This is a genomic window from Holdemania sp. (assembly GCF_986127675.1).
The window spans coordinates 40999-59440 of record NZ_CFQZWI010000005.1 but is presented as its reverse complement, the minus strand read 5'-3'; the positions used below and the strand labels follow the sequence as shown (position 1 = coordinate 59440).

16 protein-coding genes are annotated in these 18442 nt (G+C 52.8%); 7 read left to right on the top strand and 9 right to left on the bottom strand.

Translation table 11 applies throughout. The annotated features are described in order from the left end of the window. Nucleotides 1–141: 141 nt before the first annotated feature. Nucleotides 142–1497, top strand: a complete 1356-nt coding sequence (locus AC5OW4_RS01970) for an HD domain-containing phosphohydrolase (RefSeq protein ID WP_072683700.1) — start codon at nucleotides 142–144, stop codon at nucleotides 1495–1497. Between the two features lie 295 nt (nucleotides 1498–1792). On the opposite strand, the gene AC5OW4_RS01965 is transcribed toward AC5OW4_RS01970, so the two are convergent. After that, entirely contained in the window at nucleotides 1793–2965 is a 1173-nt protein-coding gene (locus AC5OW4_RS01965) for a cation diffusion facilitator family transporter (protein ID WP_072683701.1), read from the bottom strand. Between the two features lie 55 nt (nucleotides 2966–3020). Further along, nucleotides 3021–3578, bottom strand: a complete 558-nt coding sequence (locus AC5OW4_RS01960) for a hypothetical protein (RefSeq protein ID WP_072683702.1) — start codon at nucleotides 3576–3578, stop codon at nucleotides 3021–3023. A gap of 116 nt (nucleotides 3579–3694) precedes the next feature. On the opposite strand from AC5OW4_RS01960, the gene AC5OW4_RS01955 reads away from it, so the two are divergent. Together AC5OW4_RS01955 and AC5OW4_RS01950 are read left to right on the top strand one after the other, a co-directional pair. Further along, complete coding sequence (locus tag AC5OW4_RS01955; protein WP_072683703.1) at nucleotides 3695–4681, top strand: helix-turn-helix transcriptional regulator; 987 nt, start codon at nucleotides 3695–3697, stop codon at nucleotides 4679–4681. Nucleotides 4682–4955: 274 nt separating this feature from the next. Next, nucleotides 4956–5672, top strand: coding sequence for a LytR/AlgR family response regulator transcription factor (locus AC5OW4_RS01950; RefSeq protein WP_072683704.1), 717 nt, complete (start codon nucleotides 4956–4958; stop codon nucleotides 5670–5672). Nucleotides 5673–6070: 398 nt separating this feature from the next. Here AC5OW4_RS01950 and AC5OW4_RS01945 read toward each other — a convergent pair whose 3' ends face one another. The 5 genes from AC5OW4_RS01945 to AC5OW4_RS01925 all read right to left on the bottom strand — a co-directional run bounded on the left by AC5OW4_RS01945 (nucleotide 6071) and on the right by AC5OW4_RS01925 (nucleotide 10619). Continuing rightward, complete coding sequence (locus AC5OW4_RS01945) at nucleotides 6071–7225, bottom strand: AfsR/SARP family transcriptional regulator (RefSeq protein WP_159432753.1); 1155 nt, start codon at nucleotides 7223–7225, stop codon at nucleotides 6071–6073. A 73-nt stretch (nucleotides 7226–7298) separates the two neighbouring features. Further along, on the bottom strand, nucleotides 7299–7568 hold the full coding sequence (locus AC5OW4_RS01940) for a DUF1294 domain-containing protein (protein ID WP_072683706.1): 270 nt from the start codon (nucleotides 7566–7568) through the stop codon (nucleotides 7299–7301). Further along, nucleotides 7565–8620 (bottom strand): M24 family metallopeptidase, encoded by a 1056-nt coding sequence (locus AC5OW4_RS01935; RefSeq protein ID WP_083538438.1) that lies wholly within the window; start codon nucleotides 8618–8620, stop codon nucleotides 7565–7567. The genes AC5OW4_RS01940 and AC5OW4_RS01935 overlap by 4 nt, the downstream gene beginning before the upstream one ends. A 25-nt stretch (nucleotides 8621–8645) precedes the next feature. Next, nucleotides 8646–9803, bottom strand: a complete 1158-nt coding sequence (mutY, locus tag AC5OW4_RS01930; protein WP_493676579.1) for an A/G-specific adenine glycosylase — start codon at nucleotides 9801–9803, stop codon at nucleotides 8646–8648. Nucleotides 9804–9851: 48 nt separating this feature from the next. Continuing rightward, entirely contained in the window at nucleotides 9852–10619 is a 768-nt protein-coding gene (locus AC5OW4_RS01925; RefSeq protein WP_072683709.1) for a TMEM164 family acyltransferase, read from the bottom strand. Between the two features lie 248 nt (nucleotides 10620–10867). On the opposite strand from AC5OW4_RS01925, the gene AC5OW4_RS01920 reads away from it, so the two are divergent. Further along, nucleotides 10868–11611, top strand: coding sequence for an NAD-dependent protein deacylase (locus tag AC5OW4_RS01920; RefSeq protein ID WP_072683710.1), 744 nt, complete (start codon nucleotides 10868–10870; stop codon nucleotides 11609–11611). Between the two features lie 229 nt (nucleotides 11612–11840). Here the strand turns inward: AC5OW4_RS01920 and AC5OW4_RS01915 are convergent, their stop codons facing one another. Together AC5OW4_RS01915 and AC5OW4_RS01910 are read right to left on the bottom strand one after the other, a co-directional pair. Further along, the gene (locus AC5OW4_RS01915; RefSeq protein ID WP_493676578.1) at nucleotides 11841–12305 is read right to left on the bottom strand and encodes a hypothetical protein; all 465 of its coding nucleotides are present in this window, start codon (nucleotides 12303–12305) and stop codon (nucleotides 11841–11843) included. A gap of 176 nt (nucleotides 12306–12481) precedes the next feature. Then, nucleotides 12482–13891, bottom strand: coding sequence for a polysaccharide deacetylase family protein (locus AC5OW4_RS01910; RefSeq protein WP_195395588.1), 1410 nt, complete (start codon nucleotides 13889–13891; stop codon nucleotides 12482–12484). A 609-nt stretch (nucleotides 13892–14500) separates the two neighbouring features. Here AC5OW4_RS01910 and AC5OW4_RS01905 point away from each other — a divergent pair. From AC5OW4_RS01905 to AC5OW4_RS01895, 3 genes are read left to right on the top strand one after another with little or no spacing between them, the layout of a single operon-like run. Further along, a complete protein-coding gene (locus tag AC5OW4_RS01905; protein ID WP_195395589.1) occupies nucleotides 14501–14971 on the top strand; it encodes a MarR family winged helix-turn-helix transcriptional regulator in 471 nt (156 codons plus the stop codon). Nucleotides 14972–14974: 3 nt separating this feature from the next. Continuing rightward, on the top strand, nucleotides 14975–16735 hold the full coding sequence (locus AC5OW4_RS01900; RefSeq protein ID WP_493676577.1) for an ABC transporter ATP-binding protein: 1761 nt from the start codon (nucleotides 14975–14977) through the stop codon (nucleotides 16733–16735). After that, on the top strand, nucleotides 16722–18374 hold the full coding sequence (locus AC5OW4_RS01895; protein ID WP_229056736.1) for an ABC transporter ATP-binding protein: 1653 nt from the start codon (nucleotides 16722–16724) through the stop codon (nucleotides 18372–18374). The genes AC5OW4_RS01900 and AC5OW4_RS01895 overlap by 14 nt, the downstream gene beginning before the upstream one ends. Nucleotides 18375–18442: the final 68 nt, after the last annotated feature.

Genomic DNA, 18442 nt, shown 5'->3' with positions numbered 1-18442 from the left:
AAAAAACAAGGAAGAAATGGAAGAACACCTGTCTAAAGCGTGTTCTATCCCTTCTTCCTTTTCTTTTCCCCCAGCTTAATGCTATAATTACATTTATTCAGGTTAGATTATTATTTAATGAATAACAAGGAGGAATAAGGCATGAATTCTCTGACAGAGATCAACGCCCGGCAGCTTCTCGGTCTGCTTGCGAACTGTTTCGATATGATCGATCCGCGCCTGATCGGCCATGAGCTGCGTTCAGCTTCCTATGCCGACCAGCTGCTGGAAGCCGCGGGGATCGAGGGAGAAACCCGGCGGGATCTGGACTGCCTTGTTTTTCTGCATGATATCGGCGCTTACAAAACGGAAGAAATTGCGCGGATGATCCAGTTTGAAACAGAAACGTGTTGGGATCATGCGATCTACGGCATGCTTTTCCTGCACCATTACTCTCCGTTTTCCACGATGGCCGACGCGGTCATGTTTCATCACAGCCGCTATGACAAAATGCTGGAAGCGGGAATTGACCGCAGAACAGCCCAGACTGCCAGTCTGATCAGTTTCTGCGACCGTCTGGATATCTTTCTCACCTATGGTCACGGAACCCTCGCCCAATTTTTACAACGAATCCGCCGCAGGGAGTACGCAGGCTGGTTTTATCCTGCGCTTCTGGAACTGGCTGAGAAAGCCGACCTGAAATCCGTTGCGGCCGCGAGGCCGGATTTTCTGTTTCAGCGGGAACGGCAGTTCCCATTTTCATCGCGCCAGATAGAAACGCTGCTGACGATGTTGATCGTCGTCATCGACTTTCGTTCCCGCCACACGGTTACGCACACGATGATCACCGCCTCGACGGCAGTGCAGCTGGGACGCCGGTGCGGCGTTTCCGCTGATGATCAACAGGCGCTGAAAATTGCCGGAATGTTCCATGACTTGGGGAAAATCGGCATTCCGCTGGACATTCTGGAAAATCCCGGACGGCTGACCCCAGCGGAAATGACAATCATGAAGACGCATGTGGAAAAAACAGCGGCAATCCTGAACGGCTGGGTCAGTGAGGAAATCTGCGATATCGCGCTGCGTCATCATGAAAAGCTGGATGGTTCCGGTTATCCGGACGGACTAACACTCCAGCAGCTGACGCTTCCCCAGCGGATTCTGGCCGTCGCCGACATCTTCAGCGCTTTGACTGGGGAGCGCAGTTACAAACAGGCTTACCCGCTGGAACGCTCATGCCAGATTCTAGCCGAGATGCGGGATGCGGGCCAGCTGGATCCGCAGGTCGTCAATGCCGTGCTGGACGATCCGCAGGGATTAGACGCCCTCAATCAACAAAACTGCCGGGAAATTATCGACAGCTATCAATGCATCCAGGCTGAAAGTCAGGCTCTGTATGGCTGCCTGACGGATCTGACGCAGGCGGAGAGCTGCCTGAACGAACTATGGCAGAAACTCAAAGCGGACGCTTCAACACCCCATTCCGCAAGCGCAATGTTGAAAGAAGACTTCCTTTAAAATCAAACTTCATCCTGAGGCCGGACAATCCGGTCTTTTTTCATTGTTGGCAAAGCTCTTGCCGCCTGGCAGCAGATTTCGGCCCCCGGCGTGTCCGCTCCATCATAAAAACGACGGGTGAACTTCGCTGAACGTTCCCCATCGTTTTCCAACGTGCCGCTTCGCTTATCTTTTCAGGCCATTTTCCTTTTCCGTTTCAGCCCGCGCTAACCACTGCAGCCTGTTTTCCAGCGGCTGCGGCTTCGCTGATATTTCTTTCCCGCTTCAAGGCGGATGTACTCATTTTCTTCGCCGCTTATTCACCGGTGTAATCGCGGTCGAAGGTGATGACCGTGTACCACTTTTTCTTCTGCCGGCTTAATTGGGCATTGATCTGATCGCGGATCTCGTCAAAACTCAGCTTGCACGCAAACGGAACAACGATATCAAAAATCAGATTCGTGTGCGTGGGTCCGCTGACCATCCGGAAATCATGAAAACTTAACTGTTCGTCAATCCGGGCAAGAATTTCCTGCATCATCTTCCGCGCTTCTTCAATCTCCTGATTATCCGTTTCAATCGGATCCATGTGAATCGTAAACATGACGTGCAGCTGCTCGTAAATTGCCTTTTCCACCTCGTCGATCGTATCGTGGATCTGAAGCAGATTGTCGTGAGCGCTGACCTCGGCATGCGCGCTGCCGATCAAATTACCCGGACCATAGCTGTGGATGATCAAATCATGCAGACCCAGAATTTCCGGACGGCTCAGCATGATCTGTGAGATTTTGCCCACCAGCTCTTTATCTGCCGGCTGCCCTAACAGCTCGCCGATCGTATCTTTTATTATGCCGTAGCCGGAAAACAGGACGAATATCGAAACGACCACGCCCATAATTCCATCGACCGGCCAGCTGACAAACGCTGACAGCACCAGAGAAACCACCGTCGCCGCCGTGGCGATCACATCGTTCAGGCTGTCCTGCGCCGTCGCCAGCATCACCGACGAATCAATCCGCCGGCCCAGTTTCCGATTAAAGCCGCACATCCAGAATTTCACGCCGATCGACGCCAGCAGCGAGATCAGCACAACCCAGCTGAACCGGACGGTTTCCGGATGAATGACCTTCATGACGGAGCTTTTTAACAGCTCAAAACCGACGATCAGAATGACCGACGCCAGCACCAGCGACGTCAGATATTCAATCCGGCCATGACCGAACGGGTGATCCTTATCCGCCGGCTTCGCCGCCAATTTGTAGCCAAACAGCGTCACGACGCAGCTGGCGCTGTCCGAGAGGTTATTGAACGCATCCGAGGTGATGGAAATGGAATGGGCGATTGTTCCCATGACCAGCTTCACCGCAAACAACAATACGTTGCAGGCAATTCCAGTCAGGCTGCTCAGAAATCCATAATTCTCCCGAACTTTCGGATCCTCAGTCTGCGCATAATTGTTAACAAATTTTCTAATCAGAAATTCAGTCATCGAACTCACTCCCTTGAGTGATTAGTTTACCACAAAAGGTTCGGGTTAGCCCAGACTATTTTACGTTCAGCACTCCGGCGCGGGCCTTATTCACACTCCGGCTTTCCCATAAGCGCAGACGGACCGGAAAATAAGGCATAAAAACAAGCAGCGGAAACAGGGTAAGCGGCCAGACTGACCCGGTCTGGGCATACGCTGGTTCCATGACGTGAACGCGCAGCGACGGAGGCATCAGAAAAAACAAGCCGCAGAACAACAAGGCCAGCGCCGTCAGCCAGTCCAGCGACCAGCGGATTTCCTGACGTTCGCTTTTTTTCATGGAAGCGACCCAACGGCATCCTGACATCGCGATCACGCCATTCAAGACTACCCCGATCTGCCAGCCCGGATTTCCAGCCATCGGCTGCAGCGCCAGAATCGCCCCGCCGGCCAGCCCGGATAAAACCGCCGCTTTCCACGGCCAGCGCCGGCGGCTCTCCGTTTGAAAGAAAACCAGCGCGCAAGCCGTGACCGCAAGCAGGAATACTCCTGCGCTGCCATATCCGGAAATCAGATATCCCATTCCCGCCAGCTGTCCGCCAGCCGCCAACATTCCTTTATGTTTTAACTCCATCGTTTGTCCCTCCCTTAATGCGTCCTAATCATACCACAGCCGCGATTTTTCATTGTCCGATTAATCGGACAGTGATACAATATTTTTAAGAAATTTTAATCAGGAGGGGATCTTTCGTGGCGAATCAGCGGTCGCAGAAACAAAAGCTGTTGGAAATCCTGCGTCTGCTTGAACAGGAAACAGACAGCGATCATCCGATCAAATGTGATGAAATCATCGCCTTACTTAATCAGAAAGGGATCAGCGCCGAGCGCAAGTCCGTGTATTCCGATCTCGATATTCTGCGTCAGGCAGGCTGGGATATCCGCTATCAGAAAAATCGGGGCTACTGGCTGCGCCGGCGCTACACCCTCGCGCAGCTGAAACTGCTCAGCGACGCCGTCGGCTCACTGGCTATTCTCTCCGCTGACCAGGCGGAACAGCTCAACGCGACGCTGGGGCAGGAATGTTCGCGCTATCAGCAGCCGCAGTTAACGCCGGTTCTGCCGGCCCGCCGCGATTCTGACGTCGACATTCTCGGCAACATTGATCAGATCCTGAAGGCGCTGCGCGAAAATGTGGAAATCGAGTTCCGGTACTTTGACATCACCGTGCATAAACAGAAACGCTACCGCCGTCAGTCGCAGTCCTATCAGCTTTTTCCTTACGCGCTGATCCGTGAAAACCAGCGGTATTATTGCGTATGCTACTCGTTTCATCATCAGGGCTTCTCCCATTACCGGCTGGATAAAATGGAACAGATCCGGCTGAGGAGCGAACCGCTGCCCCGGATTCCTTTCGATCTGAAGGAATATGCCGCCCGCAGCTTCGGCATGTACGCCAGCGACCCCGTCAACATGACGCTGCGCTTTGATTTATCTCTGGCGAATACCGTTTTCGATCGGTTCGGTCAGGACGTCATGATCACGCGCATCACCGATCAGGATTTTGATGTCAATTTGACTTTGAGCGTCGCCCCGCCCTTTTTGGGCTGGTTGTTTCAGTTTGGCCGGAAGGTCCAAATCCTGCAGCCCTCTTCGCTGAAGGCAAAACTGCGGGAAGCTGCTGAAGCTGCGCTGGCTTCGTTAAATGACGAATCGGCAAAGCCGCCCTTTGCGGACTAATGCCTTGCAAGCTGGCCGCTGATTTTCCGACATGGCTGCCCACCTGTATCCTTGAACATCCTTCACGCTTCAAAAGCCGGGAAGTTGAAGCTGTCGGAAATAAGCTTTAATCACTGGCAAGAGCGTTTTTTATCCGTTTTTTCGCTTTTAAAACCACTGAATATCGTTTATTTTGTGAACAGATCTTCCTTCCATTTTGGTAATTATCTGAAAATTCAATGTTTTGAACAGATGAAAATGATATAATAAATGCACATTCAAAGGAGAGAAGCCTATGAAGCTCTGTATCGGTTTGTGCGACGATAATCCGCTCCATCTGCGTATGATCGCGCAGGAACTCCGGCGTTTGTGCGAAATGCGGGAAATCGAAGCTGAGATTCACCCCTGGGACAGCGGCGCACAGCTGCTGAAAGACCTGGAATCCTACGAAATCCAGCTCTATATTCTGGATATCCGGATGCCGGGCATCACCGGAATCGAGGTCGCGAAACAAATCAATCTGGTCCAGCCCTCAGCGCAGATTATTTTCATTTCCAGTTATCTGGAGTATTTTTCCGACGTTTACGAAACCGAACATCTGTATTTCGTCCTGAAATCGCAGATGGCGCAGCGGCTGCCGGATGCCCTGGACCGGGCGCTGAACAAGCTGGGACAAGCCCAGGCCGGTGTCAGCTTCATGCTTCGCAGCCGCAGCCAGGTCATTCCGATTCCGATTCATTCGATTCTCTGCATCGAAAAGGAACTGCGTAAGATTATCGTCACAACCACGCATGACCACTATGAAATGTACGCAAAGCTGCAGGAAGTGCTGTCCCAGCTGCCGCCGGATGAATTCTTCCAATGCCACCGTTCCTACATCGTGGCATTCCGGCATATCGAACAGATCTGCGGCAATGAAATTCTGCTTTCCAACGGTAAGCATATTCCGATTGGCAGGACTTTTATGAAACCGCTGAAAGAAGCGCTGTTAAAGCGGCAGTTTTCGAAATGAAACTCCGACATACAACCGGGATTTCCCAGCATTGAAGCCTTCTGTCAAAGCGCAAACCTGACGTTTGCGTTTTTATTTTGGACGCTATCGCCGATCTTCACTTTTTGGACGTTATCACAGATCTTCACTTTTTCTACGTTATTGCCGATCTTCACTTTCCTATCCACCGTAAGTCCTTCCTTTTTTGCCCTGCGCCAGCTTTGCGGCAGCGGCGAAGCTGGCGGCAGACTGGCTTTTAACCGCCGGGTTTTACAAATCGGACAAGGCCAAAAACGCATTGATAAGAAAAGAACGCAAAAAAACAGCCGGGTCCGTCATTTTCAGGAAACCGGCTGTTCGTTTCTTCTTAAAATCCGCCGCATTCAAGCGTCAGGCCGTCATACTCAAGCCGCAAGGCATCAGGCTGCATTAGGCAAGGTCTGCGGTTGAATTTCACAGACATAATATTGCAGCTTTGCCTGATCGGCCGGATAGCGCTTATGGAAACGCGTACAAATCCGCTGCGCCGCGATCTCGCCGTCTTCCTGCCGCCGCAGATTCATCATCACCGCGTACTGACTTCTGGAAATCCGGCAGAAAATATCGCTGCTGCGCAGTTCGCTTTCCAACACCCGGCTCAGATATTCCAGCTGATCGTTTTCCGGCTGCGCGCCTTTAATGCTCCGCAGTTCCATCATCATCAGATAGAAGCTGTCCCGTGACCGTTGAATTTCCCGCACCCGCGCCTGATACAGCTTTTGAAAAACGGATCGATCGCAGAAAAACGCCAGCGGTTCGCTGATATCCTCGTTCAGGGAAGAAACCAGTTCCTCCATCGTCACCGCTTCGCCGTTTTCCACGCTGATAAAATAGATCAATGCCTGCGACTTGCCCTGGAATTCAATTCCATACTCCTTCCGAAACGCCGCCGCGACCTGTTCATAATAATGAATCGCTTCGTTGTATTGCCGCTGTCGGATCATCACCCGGAGCATCAGATAGTTGACCTGATCGTTAAACGGTTCGACTGCCAAAAGCGCCTTGTATAAATTCTGCGCTTGTTGAACCAGCTCGTTCTGTTCCAGATCCTCCGCGATTTTATCGGTGATGTTCAGAACTTTCTGCCACTGTTTTTCCCGTTCCTCCACAATCCACGCGTCTTCCAGATCCGCTAGAAATTCGCCCTGGATTAAGCTCGTCAACGTTTTGGCGTCGCCGCAGTCGGGCCGCAGCGCAATCTTGTCCAGATGCGCAATATCCAGATCGAAATCCGCCGACGGATTCAATCGGTAACCGCCCCGGACGGTCTGGATCCAATCCCGGCCGCCTCCGCCCGGCAGTTCTTCCAGCGCTTTGCGCAAGCGGAAAATGGCGAACTTCAGCGCGTTCAGCGGATTCCGGCTGTCCGGCCAGAATACTTCAATTAACTGTTCCTTGGTGATGGCCCGGTCGCGGTGAAGGATCAAATAGGCGAAAATGGAAGCGATCTGCTTTCCCATTGAAGCCCCGAAGTTGATTTCCTTTCCCCGCACCCGAAGCGTAAACTTTCCCATCATCGTGATTTTCCACTTCATGTTCATCCACGTGTACCTCACATTATCATCAGTGTAACAAATTTTCCGGCAAATGAGAAATACAATCTCAAAATTATTTGAGGTTAGCCAGAATCACGGCCGCGGCGATCAGATTTTCAAGCCCCGCCAGAACTGCAATCCGGACAAACGAAGGTTTTGATACCTTGTGATGAGCGATGATCATGCCTGCGGCCAGCCCCAGTGCGCCGCCCAGAAAAGCGAGCGTAAAAAACACCCTTTCAGGAACCCGCCAGCGATGGGTGCGGGCGCAGAATTTATCCCATAGACACAACACGATTTCCGCCAGGTTCACAAACCAGAAGGCATAGAAGCCAAAATTCATAACACCGGCTGATCCTTCGGATCATGGTTGAGTACCTCGCAGCCGTCACTGGTCACCAGCACAAGGTCCTCAATCCGTACCCCGCCGACACCCGGCAGATAGATCCCCGGTTCAATCGAGAAGCACATGCCTTCCTCAACGACGATCTCATCGACCGCGCTGACGTCGAATGGTTCATGCACGCTTAAACCGATCCCATGTCCGGTACGGTGGATGAAATATGAACCATAGCCCGCTTCCTCAATCACCTGACGGCAGGCCCGGTCAATGTCGCAGAACCGCACGCCCGGCTTCACTGCCGCAATTCCCGCCAGATTCGCCCGCCGCACGGTCTCATAGACCTCTTCCATTGTGTTCTGCCCGACGAAGTATGTCCGCGTCATGTCCGAACAATACCCTTCAAATTGACAGCCCATGTCGACGATCACCGACATGCCTTCTTCTAAAACCTTATCTGACGGCACGGCATGCGGATCGGCGCAGTTTTCCGCAAACGCGACGATCGTGTCGAAGGACGGATCGCTGTCCGCCAGTTCCCTGAATGCCGCGTTGATTTCCTGTTCCAGCTGCTTCTCACTCTTGCCCACCTGGATCAGCTCGCGCACCCGTGCCATGACTTTATCGTTATTCAGCGAAGCCTGGCGCATCTTTGCCTGCTCGGACGGATCCTTAACGCTGCGGATGCGGTCGACAAGATTGCCGTCGACGATTTCCAGATCCGGGCGCAGCGCCATCAGACGGATCAGAAAGCCTGCGGACCAGAACTTGTCGATCCCGACCTTCCCGCTTAAGAATTGGGAAACGACCTGCACCCCATCCTCGGTATCGTTGTAGCGGACAAGCTCAAAGTCAGCCTGAGGGGTCATCGGAAACAGCTCGTTAAGCACCAGCTTCGGCAATCCTTCCGTCGTAACGACCAATGCGATCAGCCGTTCGCCGCAAGAGAAGCGGCGCCCGATAAAATATTCGACCGCGCTGTGATCGGAAATCACACAAGCACGCAGCCCTTCCTCCTGCATTTTCTTTTGAAGTCGTTCTACCCGTTCTTTCATGATGTTTTCCTTTTATCCTTTCTTTTTACTTCGTTTCAAACCGGGAGCAATCCGGTTTCTGTCTTTCTGCAAGCACTGACGGCTCTTCCGCCAAGAGCGGCGCTTGTTTCCTTACGGCGATGTCTTCCGCATGCGGCTTGAGGGACGCCGGTTCCGCTTTCTCTGGCGTTGATCCGGCTTCCTCAGCCAGACCCACGTTGAGCCATTTGCGGTGGGCTCCGACGATCGGTATCGTGTCCAGCTGATCTTCAGCGATCCAGAAGCAATGCTCCGGCAGCGCTTCGTTGACCTGATTGTTCCATTGTCCGCGATAACATTCCATATTCCACACACGATGGGAAAACACATGCTTGCGCCGTCCCTTATAATCGAGCTGATCCGTGAGTTCCAGCGGCACCGCGCTTTGCGGCAGACGGTACAGTCCTTCCATCAGCCCGTCCGACCAGTCGTCGCTCAGCAGAATCTGATGTTGATCGTTCTCGATCCAATACGTATACAGCTGCAGTTCCAGCGGCGGTTTCGCCTTTTTCTTGACTGGGTATTGACGCCAGCTGCCATCCTGCCCCGCGCCGCACATCGGCGCTAACGGACAAAGCAGGCACTGAGGATTTTTCGGCGTGCAGACCAGCGCGCCGATCTCCATCATCGCCTGGGTAAACACCGCGGGATCGCTGCCCTCCATCCAGTCGTACACCTGACGCCAAACAAAATCAACCGTCGTTTTCTTCGTGATATCCTCGCCATATCGGAGCACGCGCGTCGTCACCCGCAGGACGTTGCCATCGACGGCCGGTGCGCGCAGGCCGTAAGCGATGCTGCCGATCGCCCCGGCAGTGTAAAAGCCAATCCCGGGTATCGTGCGCAGCTGTTCGACATCGGCCGGCAAGATTCCGCCATAGCGCCCGGCCACAACCTTCGCGCCCTCATGCAGCTTGCGCGCCCGGTTATAATAGCCTAACCCCTGCCAACCATGCAGCACATCTTCTATCGGCGCCTTGGCTAACGCTTCCACGGTCGGCCAGCGCTCCATCCAGCGCCTGTAATACGGAAGCATGGAATCGATCCGCGTCTGCTGCGCCATGATCTCGCTGACCCAGATTGCATAGGGATCACGGGTCTGGCGGAATGGCAGCTCGCGATGATGGATCTTATACCATGCGCATAGTTCTTCCTGAAAATTCATTTTCTTCACCGCGCTTATTGTACCGTGTTTTCCGTTAAAACTCAAACTTCACGCAGCAGGATTGGACGTTTGTTTCCGACGGATCCGCCGCCACAGTCCGTGAATGATCAAGCCGCCGGCGATCATCGCCAGAAAATAACAGAAATTCCCCGCCGGAATCCCCCAGAGCCGGGCGATCTCGCGAAATACCAGCTGGGTATTGGCAAGCTTGGGTGAGAGATAAAACATCGACAATTCACCATATCGGGAAAGGACAAGGTTCAGGATTTCCGCGATCCCCGTAAGTCCTGCGAGCAGTCCGAGCATTTTCACCGCGCCCCAAACATCATCCTCCATCGCTGCGCTGGTTCCGCACAGAATGCCGATAACGATCAGCAGATCGTGCCACAGAAACGAGAACAGCGTCAGAAACACATACCGGCTCATCATATCGGATGGATCAAGATATACGGCAATTCCGCCCAGCAGTGCATAATTTGCCAGAAATGTGATAATCGTTTTCCGCCTTTTTTTAAGCAATGGCAGAAGCAGGCAGAGATACATCGGCATGCTGCACAGCTGAAACGGGAAGTACCACCAGTTATAGACGCCCTGATCGACGATCAGAAAGCGGAACAGCTGCTTGAGAACTTCCCCGCTTGCCAACAGAACGCCGAGACAGAATAACAGCTTTTGTCTGCGGCTTTCATTCATCCCCCGCAGCCGCCACGCGCCAAGCGCAAACACTACCGTCACCCCGATCATCGCCGCATGAAAACTTCCATAAGGCACAGGAGCCTCCATCATTAAGCCCGACTTCAGATAACCAGCGCGCATAAGCATCCCTTCTTCGTCTTTATTATAACGCGCGGGTCAAACCGTGGTAAAATAGAAACAGGTTCGAAAGAAACAGTTCGGTTTTCCAAAAAAACGATCCCCGTCAAAAGTGTAAAGCAATCCGGGCGCGGACCGAAACGAAACCCAAACGAAACCGGAAAAGCTTGAAAACTCGATTTAAAAACAGGATCATGAACAAAAATCATAAAAAAAATCTGCAAGCGATTTAGAAAAAGGAGTGGATCATCATGGAAGAAACGCTGCAAACGCTGCAAAGCATTCTTGATCAGGGCCGGCGCATTGTCTTTTTTACCGGCGCGGGCGCGTCCACGGAAAGCGGCATCCCGGATTTCCGCAGCGTCGATGGACTGTATCGCCAACAGTACGATTACCCGCCGGAGGAAATCATCAGTCATCATTTTTTCAAGGCGAATCCAAAAGAGTTCTACCGGTTTTACCGCAGCCGCATGCTTTATCCCAACGCCCGGCCCAACGCCGCTCACCGCTTGATGGCCGAGCTGGAAAAAACTGGCCGGTGTCTGGGCGTCGTGACGCAGAATATCGACAATCTGCATACCCTCGCCGGCAGCCAAAACGTCGCGGAGCTGCACGGCTCAATCATGCGGAATTACTGCGTGCACTGTCATCATGAGGAAGGTCTGGATTTTATTCTGAATACGAAGGATCTGCCGCGGTGTCCGATCTGCGGCGGTCTGATGAAACCGGACGTCGTTCTGTATGAGGAAGCGCTTGACGAATCTGTCATGGACAAAGCGTTAACCTGGATCCGGCAGGCGGACGTATTGATCATCTGCGGCACTTCGCTGGCAGTCTATCCGGCTGCCGGGATGGTGCGGTATTTCACCGGCGATCAGCTCGTCGTCATCAATAAGACGGCAACGCCAATGGACGATAACGCCGATCTTTGTATTCAGGCGCCGCTGGCGGAAACGCTGGGCCAGATGCACGTTGAATCAACAAACCATTCCTGAAAAGGACTACGAGGATCGCACTCCGCAAGTGAATCCTGCAGGATGGCTTTTACCTTTATACCGCAGTGTCCGGCAGGCTCCCTCATGGACTCAACTTAAAAGGAATTCCCGTTCAATTCGTGGAATTCCCTTTTTGTATTTGTCGAACGATCTTTCGGACTTCTGCGACCGCCTGTTCCTCAAGCGCAGCGATCTCGCTGGCGCTGAACGGCCGCGCTTCCCGCCTTCCTCAAATTGAAGTCGCGGCGGCATAATAAAGTCCCTCCACCTGAAAATAAGCGATACTGGAATAAGCAAAACTCCCGGTGTCCCCGGTATGGAAATCAGTCTCAACAAGTTTAACGAGCACCTCGGTATCCTTCTCCAGAAAGCGCGTCGTGGCAACGGTTTTATCTTGAATTTCCAGAATTTTTCTCAGAATATAGCTGTGGAACTGAGGCGTGCTTGAAACTTCCAGATTGATGTAATCGTAAAGTTCATCCGGATCCGCGGTCAAGTTCTGAATGCTGAACACCTTGTTCGTCTGAAAATGCAGATGCGGAAGATTGAAGAACAGTTCGTAAAGCTCGTCCGCTTGTTCCAAATCGAAACTTGATTCGATCTGAGCCAACGTAACTGCCGGCGGCGTAAACAACGGATAAAACAGAACGATAGCGAAGCTCAAAGCATACGCTGATCGCCATCTTTTCTTCATCATTGCGTCTCCTCCTCAGTTCAATGGCCGATCGCAATAAACGACAGCCCTTGACAGTTAAAACTTTGTTATCCGGATAAAGAATCTTCCTTCTAAAGAATCTTCCTTTTAAAAACAACGGGTTTGTTCCGCCCGTTGTTATGTGATCGCTGTGTGTTTCAAAAAATAACCTGGCTTTAATCCTTCACGTCATAAGCACTGAAGACGCGCTGGCCATTGTAAACCTCGGTGCCCCTGGCCTGCAGCATTTCATCGACGGTGACCAGCTGATAACCCGCGTCGATCAGCTGCGGAAGCAGCGATTCGACCGCCGTCACCGTTTCCGCGTGAATGTCATGCATCAGAACGATCGAGCCATCCTTGACCGCGGCCATGGTATTCTCCACCGTCTGTACCGGGTCGAGGGTTTTCCAATCCAGCGTGTCGATACTCCACATGATTAACGGATAAGCGGAGTTTTCTTTCACCGTTGCGTTCGCCGCGCCGTAAGGCGGCCGGAAATGCTTGATCGTATATTGCCAGCCGGTCAGCTCCTGCACCAGTTCGGTCGTGCGGTTGAGCTGAAATAACAAATTGTCGCCCTTCAGCTTTGTCAGCTTCGGATGATTGTAGGAATGAGAAGCCGCCTCGCTGGCGGAGTTGATGACCATCAGTGTGGTTTCCGGATATTTCTCCACCCGCATGCCCTGCATGAAGAACGTGGCGGCGGAGTCGTAATGCTGCAGAAGATTGATCAGCTGCGGCGTGTTGGTCGGATGCGGCCCATCGTCGAAGGTCAGCGCGACCATCGGTTTATCAGGATCGATCACCCGCGGCGCAATCCGGACGTTATTTTCCGGCAATGTACCCTGCCCGAGATCCAGCAGGAAATGCTCGCCCAGATTGGATATCGGAAACTCCCAGCGGTAGGCGTTTTCTCCCAGTTTGCCCGCTGGAAAATTGAAGATCAACGTGCCATCCCGCAATGTGAAATCCGCAAAATTGCCAGAATCCCAGGCCGTCGCTTCGATCAGCGGCAGCGTGTATGCAGTCTCTTTCCAGTGATCGTCTGCTTTCAGCTGAGCCCGCAGATTCGCCGACAGCCATTTCAGCGCGTCTTCATCGAATAATGACGAAGAATCGATCCAGTGATGTTCGCTTAAATCATACAAATACGACTGCCGTTGTTCCTGTACCGTTTCATTTTCATTCCGTGAAATCGTATATTCCAATGACACATAACGATCCTGATTCACATTCATCTGATAATCCGCCTTGATCATCAACGGTTTCTTTTCCTTTTGATAGCCCTCGGTCTGCGTCTTCAGGTCGTTGAAAAGCGTCTCGGCGTTGTGCGCCAGTGCCTCTTGAAAGGTACTGTCGGCACTTTGCGGATAATAGACCGCAAGCAGAACATCCTTGCTTTTATCCTTCAGTTTCTCCGAGGAAGAGATCTGCGGTTTCAGAAATGACGGCTCGCGGTTTGTCAGAAGCCAGGCCCCTCCGGCTCCGATCAAGACCAGCGCGACAATGGCGATCACCATCAGAATCGCCAGATTTCCTTTATTAATCCGGCGTCCTCTTTTTCTTCTATTCTGTGTTTTCATTCTATCCAATCGTCCTTTCCGTACGATAGAAAATTTCTACCCCTTTATAAGATCATTGAAAAGCGCAGAAAGTTTAAATTTTCCGCTTTCTTTTTTATTGTCGTCCACTTTTCGGCTTGTCAGACATTTTTCAAAATTTGAACTGTCTGTATGTTCATTTTAGCTAAAATCATTCGGGAACTCAATGACAACGACTTGACGAAGTCTTACAAATTCATGACGGAAATCGGACTGATCTGATTCGCGCTGATTTCAGGTTTTGACGATTTCCCAAATTTCACAAAGTGGAAACAAAAATGACGCAGCGCGGCGTGGTTCTTACTCGGTTTCGGGTAGACATAGAATATCCATACAAAGAAGCAGGCAGGATAAAGCGTTAAATGAAGCTTTATCCTGCCTGACGTTTTCTTTGCCCAATTTCGAGTAAGAACCCGCGGCGTCGGACTGGCATTTTTAAATTGACATCGAAAATCAGAGGGGTTATCATCAACTTAGATGTAGTATCATCCATTTTTTACTTTTTCGTGTTTATCTAGTTTGCTTTTCTGCGTTTTCCATTCGCATCCAGCACATTCACAATCGTTATGAATATAGAAAGGAGTTCTGATCATGGATCAAACAGCTCGAAAAATAACCAAAATCGCCCGCGAAGTCCGCAAGTTCACCACCCGTTCGTTAAAAGCAGAAGGTCTCGGAACGGCGGAACTGGATTTCATTCACGTCGTTCGGAAAAATCCCGGCATCACTCAGGCGGGCGTCCGCAGCGTGCTTGGAATTGACAAAGGAGCCTGCGCGCGGCGGGCGGCCAATCTGGAACAGAAAGGCTATCTGATCCGGACTTTGGATCCTGACGACAAGCGGGCCCGGCGCTTAATGGCCACAGCGAAGGCAGATGCTCTAAAGCAGTCCAAAGCCGCGATTGAAGCCGAATTTTACGCCTGGCTGCTGGAAGAGTTCAGCGAAGCGGAAACGGAGGTCTTCGTCAGCTTGTTAAACCGGCTGTATCTGCGCTGCAAAAAGGAAAGCCAAGCTGGATTTCCACATGTGAGCCAGCGGCTGGATTCCCCGAAGGAGGATTGATCCATGGCAAACAAATCAAAGGCGCAGCGCCGGCCTGATCGGCTGAGCACCTATTTTTACCAGGAGCGGGGCGTCCTGACCGGCGTCGCGTTTTCCGGTATTCTTTACAACCTCGGCCTGACGGCCGGGCCCTTTTTTGAGGGACAGCTTACCCTGTGTCTGACGGCGGTTCTGGCGAAAGAAAAAACCGGGGCCAATATGGCGGGATTGGCGCTGGCGTATCTGGCGGTGATCCTGATTGTCCAGGGAGCGCGTTGTCTTAAGCGGTTCGGGGTCCGGCGTTTTGCCAATGATACGGCCCGTTCGATGCGGCGGGTGCTGTACCGCAATCTCGTTTATCAAAATCCCGCCGCTTTGAGTGCGGATGAGGCCGGAAGCCTGATGACCAAGGCCATCAGCGACGTCGACGCGTGCGCCGAAGGCATGCGCAAATTTACGACGGAGGTGTTCGATACCGGCGTGGTCATGATCGCCTATCTGGGAATGTTGCTGATTTACGACGTTCGGCTTACGCTTTTAGCCTGCCTGTTCATGCCGCTGGCCGCCTTTTTGGCGGAGAAATTGAAACATCCGATCACCCGCAGCGCAGCGGCTTACAAAATCAGCGTCAGTCAGCTTAACACGATGATGCTCGATCGGGTGAGCAATGCGCTGACCTACCGTGTCTTCGGCTGTGAAAATCAACGGAATCAGGCAATCGGAAAACAACTGGCCGTCGTTGAAAAAAACGCCGTCGTTTCCAATGTCTGGGAAAACGCGATGCAGCCGCTGTACAACATCATCGCGATGATCGGCGTCCTGTTTGTTCTGATCCGCGGCGCACAAAACATGTTGGGCGTTGGCTGGGCCGTCTGGGATATCGCCGCCTTTACAACTTATCTGGCCTGTTTTACCCGGCTGGCATTAAAGAGTTCACATGCCGCCAAGCTGTTCAATGCGGTTCAGAAAGCGAAGGTATCCTGGCAGCGGATCAAGCCGCAGCTGCAGCCGGTGATCCTTCCTGATTCAACCCTGCCGCCCGCTGTCGGCCCCGTCAAGTTAAAAATTGAAGATTGTACCTTCGCTTATCCCCATCAGCCGCCGTTGTTTGAGCATCTGACGCTGCAGGCTCAGGCGGGACAGATCATCGGGATCACCGGTCCTCTGGCTTGCGGAAAGTCAACGTTGGGCCGGTTATTCTTAGGCGAACTGTCCTACACCGGCAGCCTGCAGATCAACGGTCTGGAAATATCGCAGCTCAACAGCGTGCAGATCAGCCGGCTGGTCGGTTATCTGGGCCATGCCCCGCAGCTGCTCAGCGACACGATTGAAGAAAATCTTCAGCTTGGCGAGAATCTGGACTGCATGTCCTGGTTAAAGCTCACAGCGCTGGACGCAGAAGTTGCCACGATGCCCAAAGGACTTCAGACTCGAATCGGTGATCAGGGGACGCGTCTGTCCGGCGGTCAGCAGGCCCGCCTCGCTCTGGCGCGAACCTTGGCCCGGCCTTGTCCGGTGCTGGTGCTCGACGATCCGTTTTCCGCCGTCGATCCCGCCACGGAAGCTGAAATTCTGCGCAATCTGCGCATGCTGGCCCAAGACCGGGTCATATTGCTGATCTCCCATCGTCTGGTCCATTTTGCCCAGTTTGATCAGGTGCTCTGGCTGGAAAACGGCACTGCCCGAGTCGCCGATCCTGCGACGATGATGGCGGAGAATCCCGCTTATGCCCAACTGGTTGAAAAGCAGCAGAAGAAAGCAGGCGCCGACGATGAAAAAGAATAACGCTTCCCTGACGCTGAAAGCCAGCGTCCGCACCGTGATCGTCCAGCAGCGCCTGTTCCTCTCGCTGCTGGTAATCGTGATTCTGGCCGGGACGGGCGCCGCCCTGCTTCCGCCGTTGGTGCTCGAGCAAATCGTCAACCGGCTGACCCATCGGCAGTCCATCGGTTTTCCGCTGGCGCTGGCATATTTTCTATTTCTGGCGCTGGCCGGCGCGCTGGAATCTCTGCAGACGGCGCTGATCACCCGGACCGGACAGAAAATCACCCGGCAGGTTCGTCAGGATCTGTGTGCCAAACTCGATACTCTGCCGGCTGCCTGTTTTGCGCGTGAGGATCCGGGGAAAACCGTTTCTCTGTTGGTTAACGATGTCGATGCGCTGAGCGCGCTGTTTGACGACGGCGTCCTCAACATGGCTGCCGACAGCTTGAAAGTGATTGGAGTTTTGATCATGATCTTTACCCGCAGCCTCGGATTGGGTTTGATTCTGATCGTGATCACACCGTTGTTGTTCGCCCTGACCCGACATTTTCAAAAACGGATGCTGCAGGCTCAGAAAACAAATCGGGCGGCGATCGCGCAGGTCAACCATCTCGTTCCGGAAACGTTGAACTGCCTGCGGATGATCCGCTCGCTGAACAAGCAGGAAATGATGGAAAAGCGGTATGACCGGCACTTGCAGCAAAGTTATCAAAGTCTGGAAAAAGCGAATTTCTATGATTCCGTCTACTCGCCGATCATCGTTTTCAGCAGCAGCGCTGTCATCGCCGTCATGATGGTTCTAGCCACGCTGTCCGGAGACTGGCAATCGTTGTTCGGCATGTCGGTCGGTTCAGCGGTCGCCGTGACGGCTTATGTCGGTAAGATTTTCACTCCCCTGGAAAACATCGGCATGGAAATTGAGAACATCCAATCGGCGGTTGCCGGCATTCAGCGGATCGAGACCTTCTTCCGCCAGCCGCAGCGAAAACAGCCCAAAACAACACTGGCGCTATCCGCCCTGCCGGCCGATGAACCGGCGCTGGCGCTGAATCACGTTACCTTTGGATATGAAAAGGAAGAAATCGTGCTGAGCGATTGTTCGTTCCGTGTTCGCCAAGGGGAAACAGTCACGCTGGCCGGCCGGACCGGAGCCGGGAAAAGCACAATTTTTAAATTGATCCTCGGCTTGTATTCGCCTCAGCAGGGATCCGTTACGATCTTCGGCACGCCAGCCGATCAGATCAGCGACCAACAGAAACGGCGCTTGTTCGGCTATGTGGAACAAACGTTGCGGCCGGTCAGCGGCACAGTCAGCGATCAGATTTCCCTGTTTGACGAAACGATCACCGCCGATCAAATTACTGAGGCCGTGCGGTTAGTCGGTCTGGACTCGGTCATTGACCAGCTGCCGCAGGGACTCGCGACGCCCTGGGATCCAGCGCTCTTTTCCCAGGGTCAGCTGCAGCTGTTAGCGATCGCCCGAGCGGTTGCAGCTGATCCGCGAATCCTGCTTCTGGATGAAATCACCGCCAATCTGGACAGCGGCACAGAAGCGTTGGTCATGGAAGCGCTGCGCCGGGCTTCGCTCAACCGTACTGTGATCTCCATTTCTCACCGCTTATATCAACAAAATGGAAACGGCAGACTGATTTCCATTTAGGAATCGCCGCTTTCTTTTCGATCCCACTGCAATAGGTTTTCTTACTCAATCACGAAAAGGGATAACAG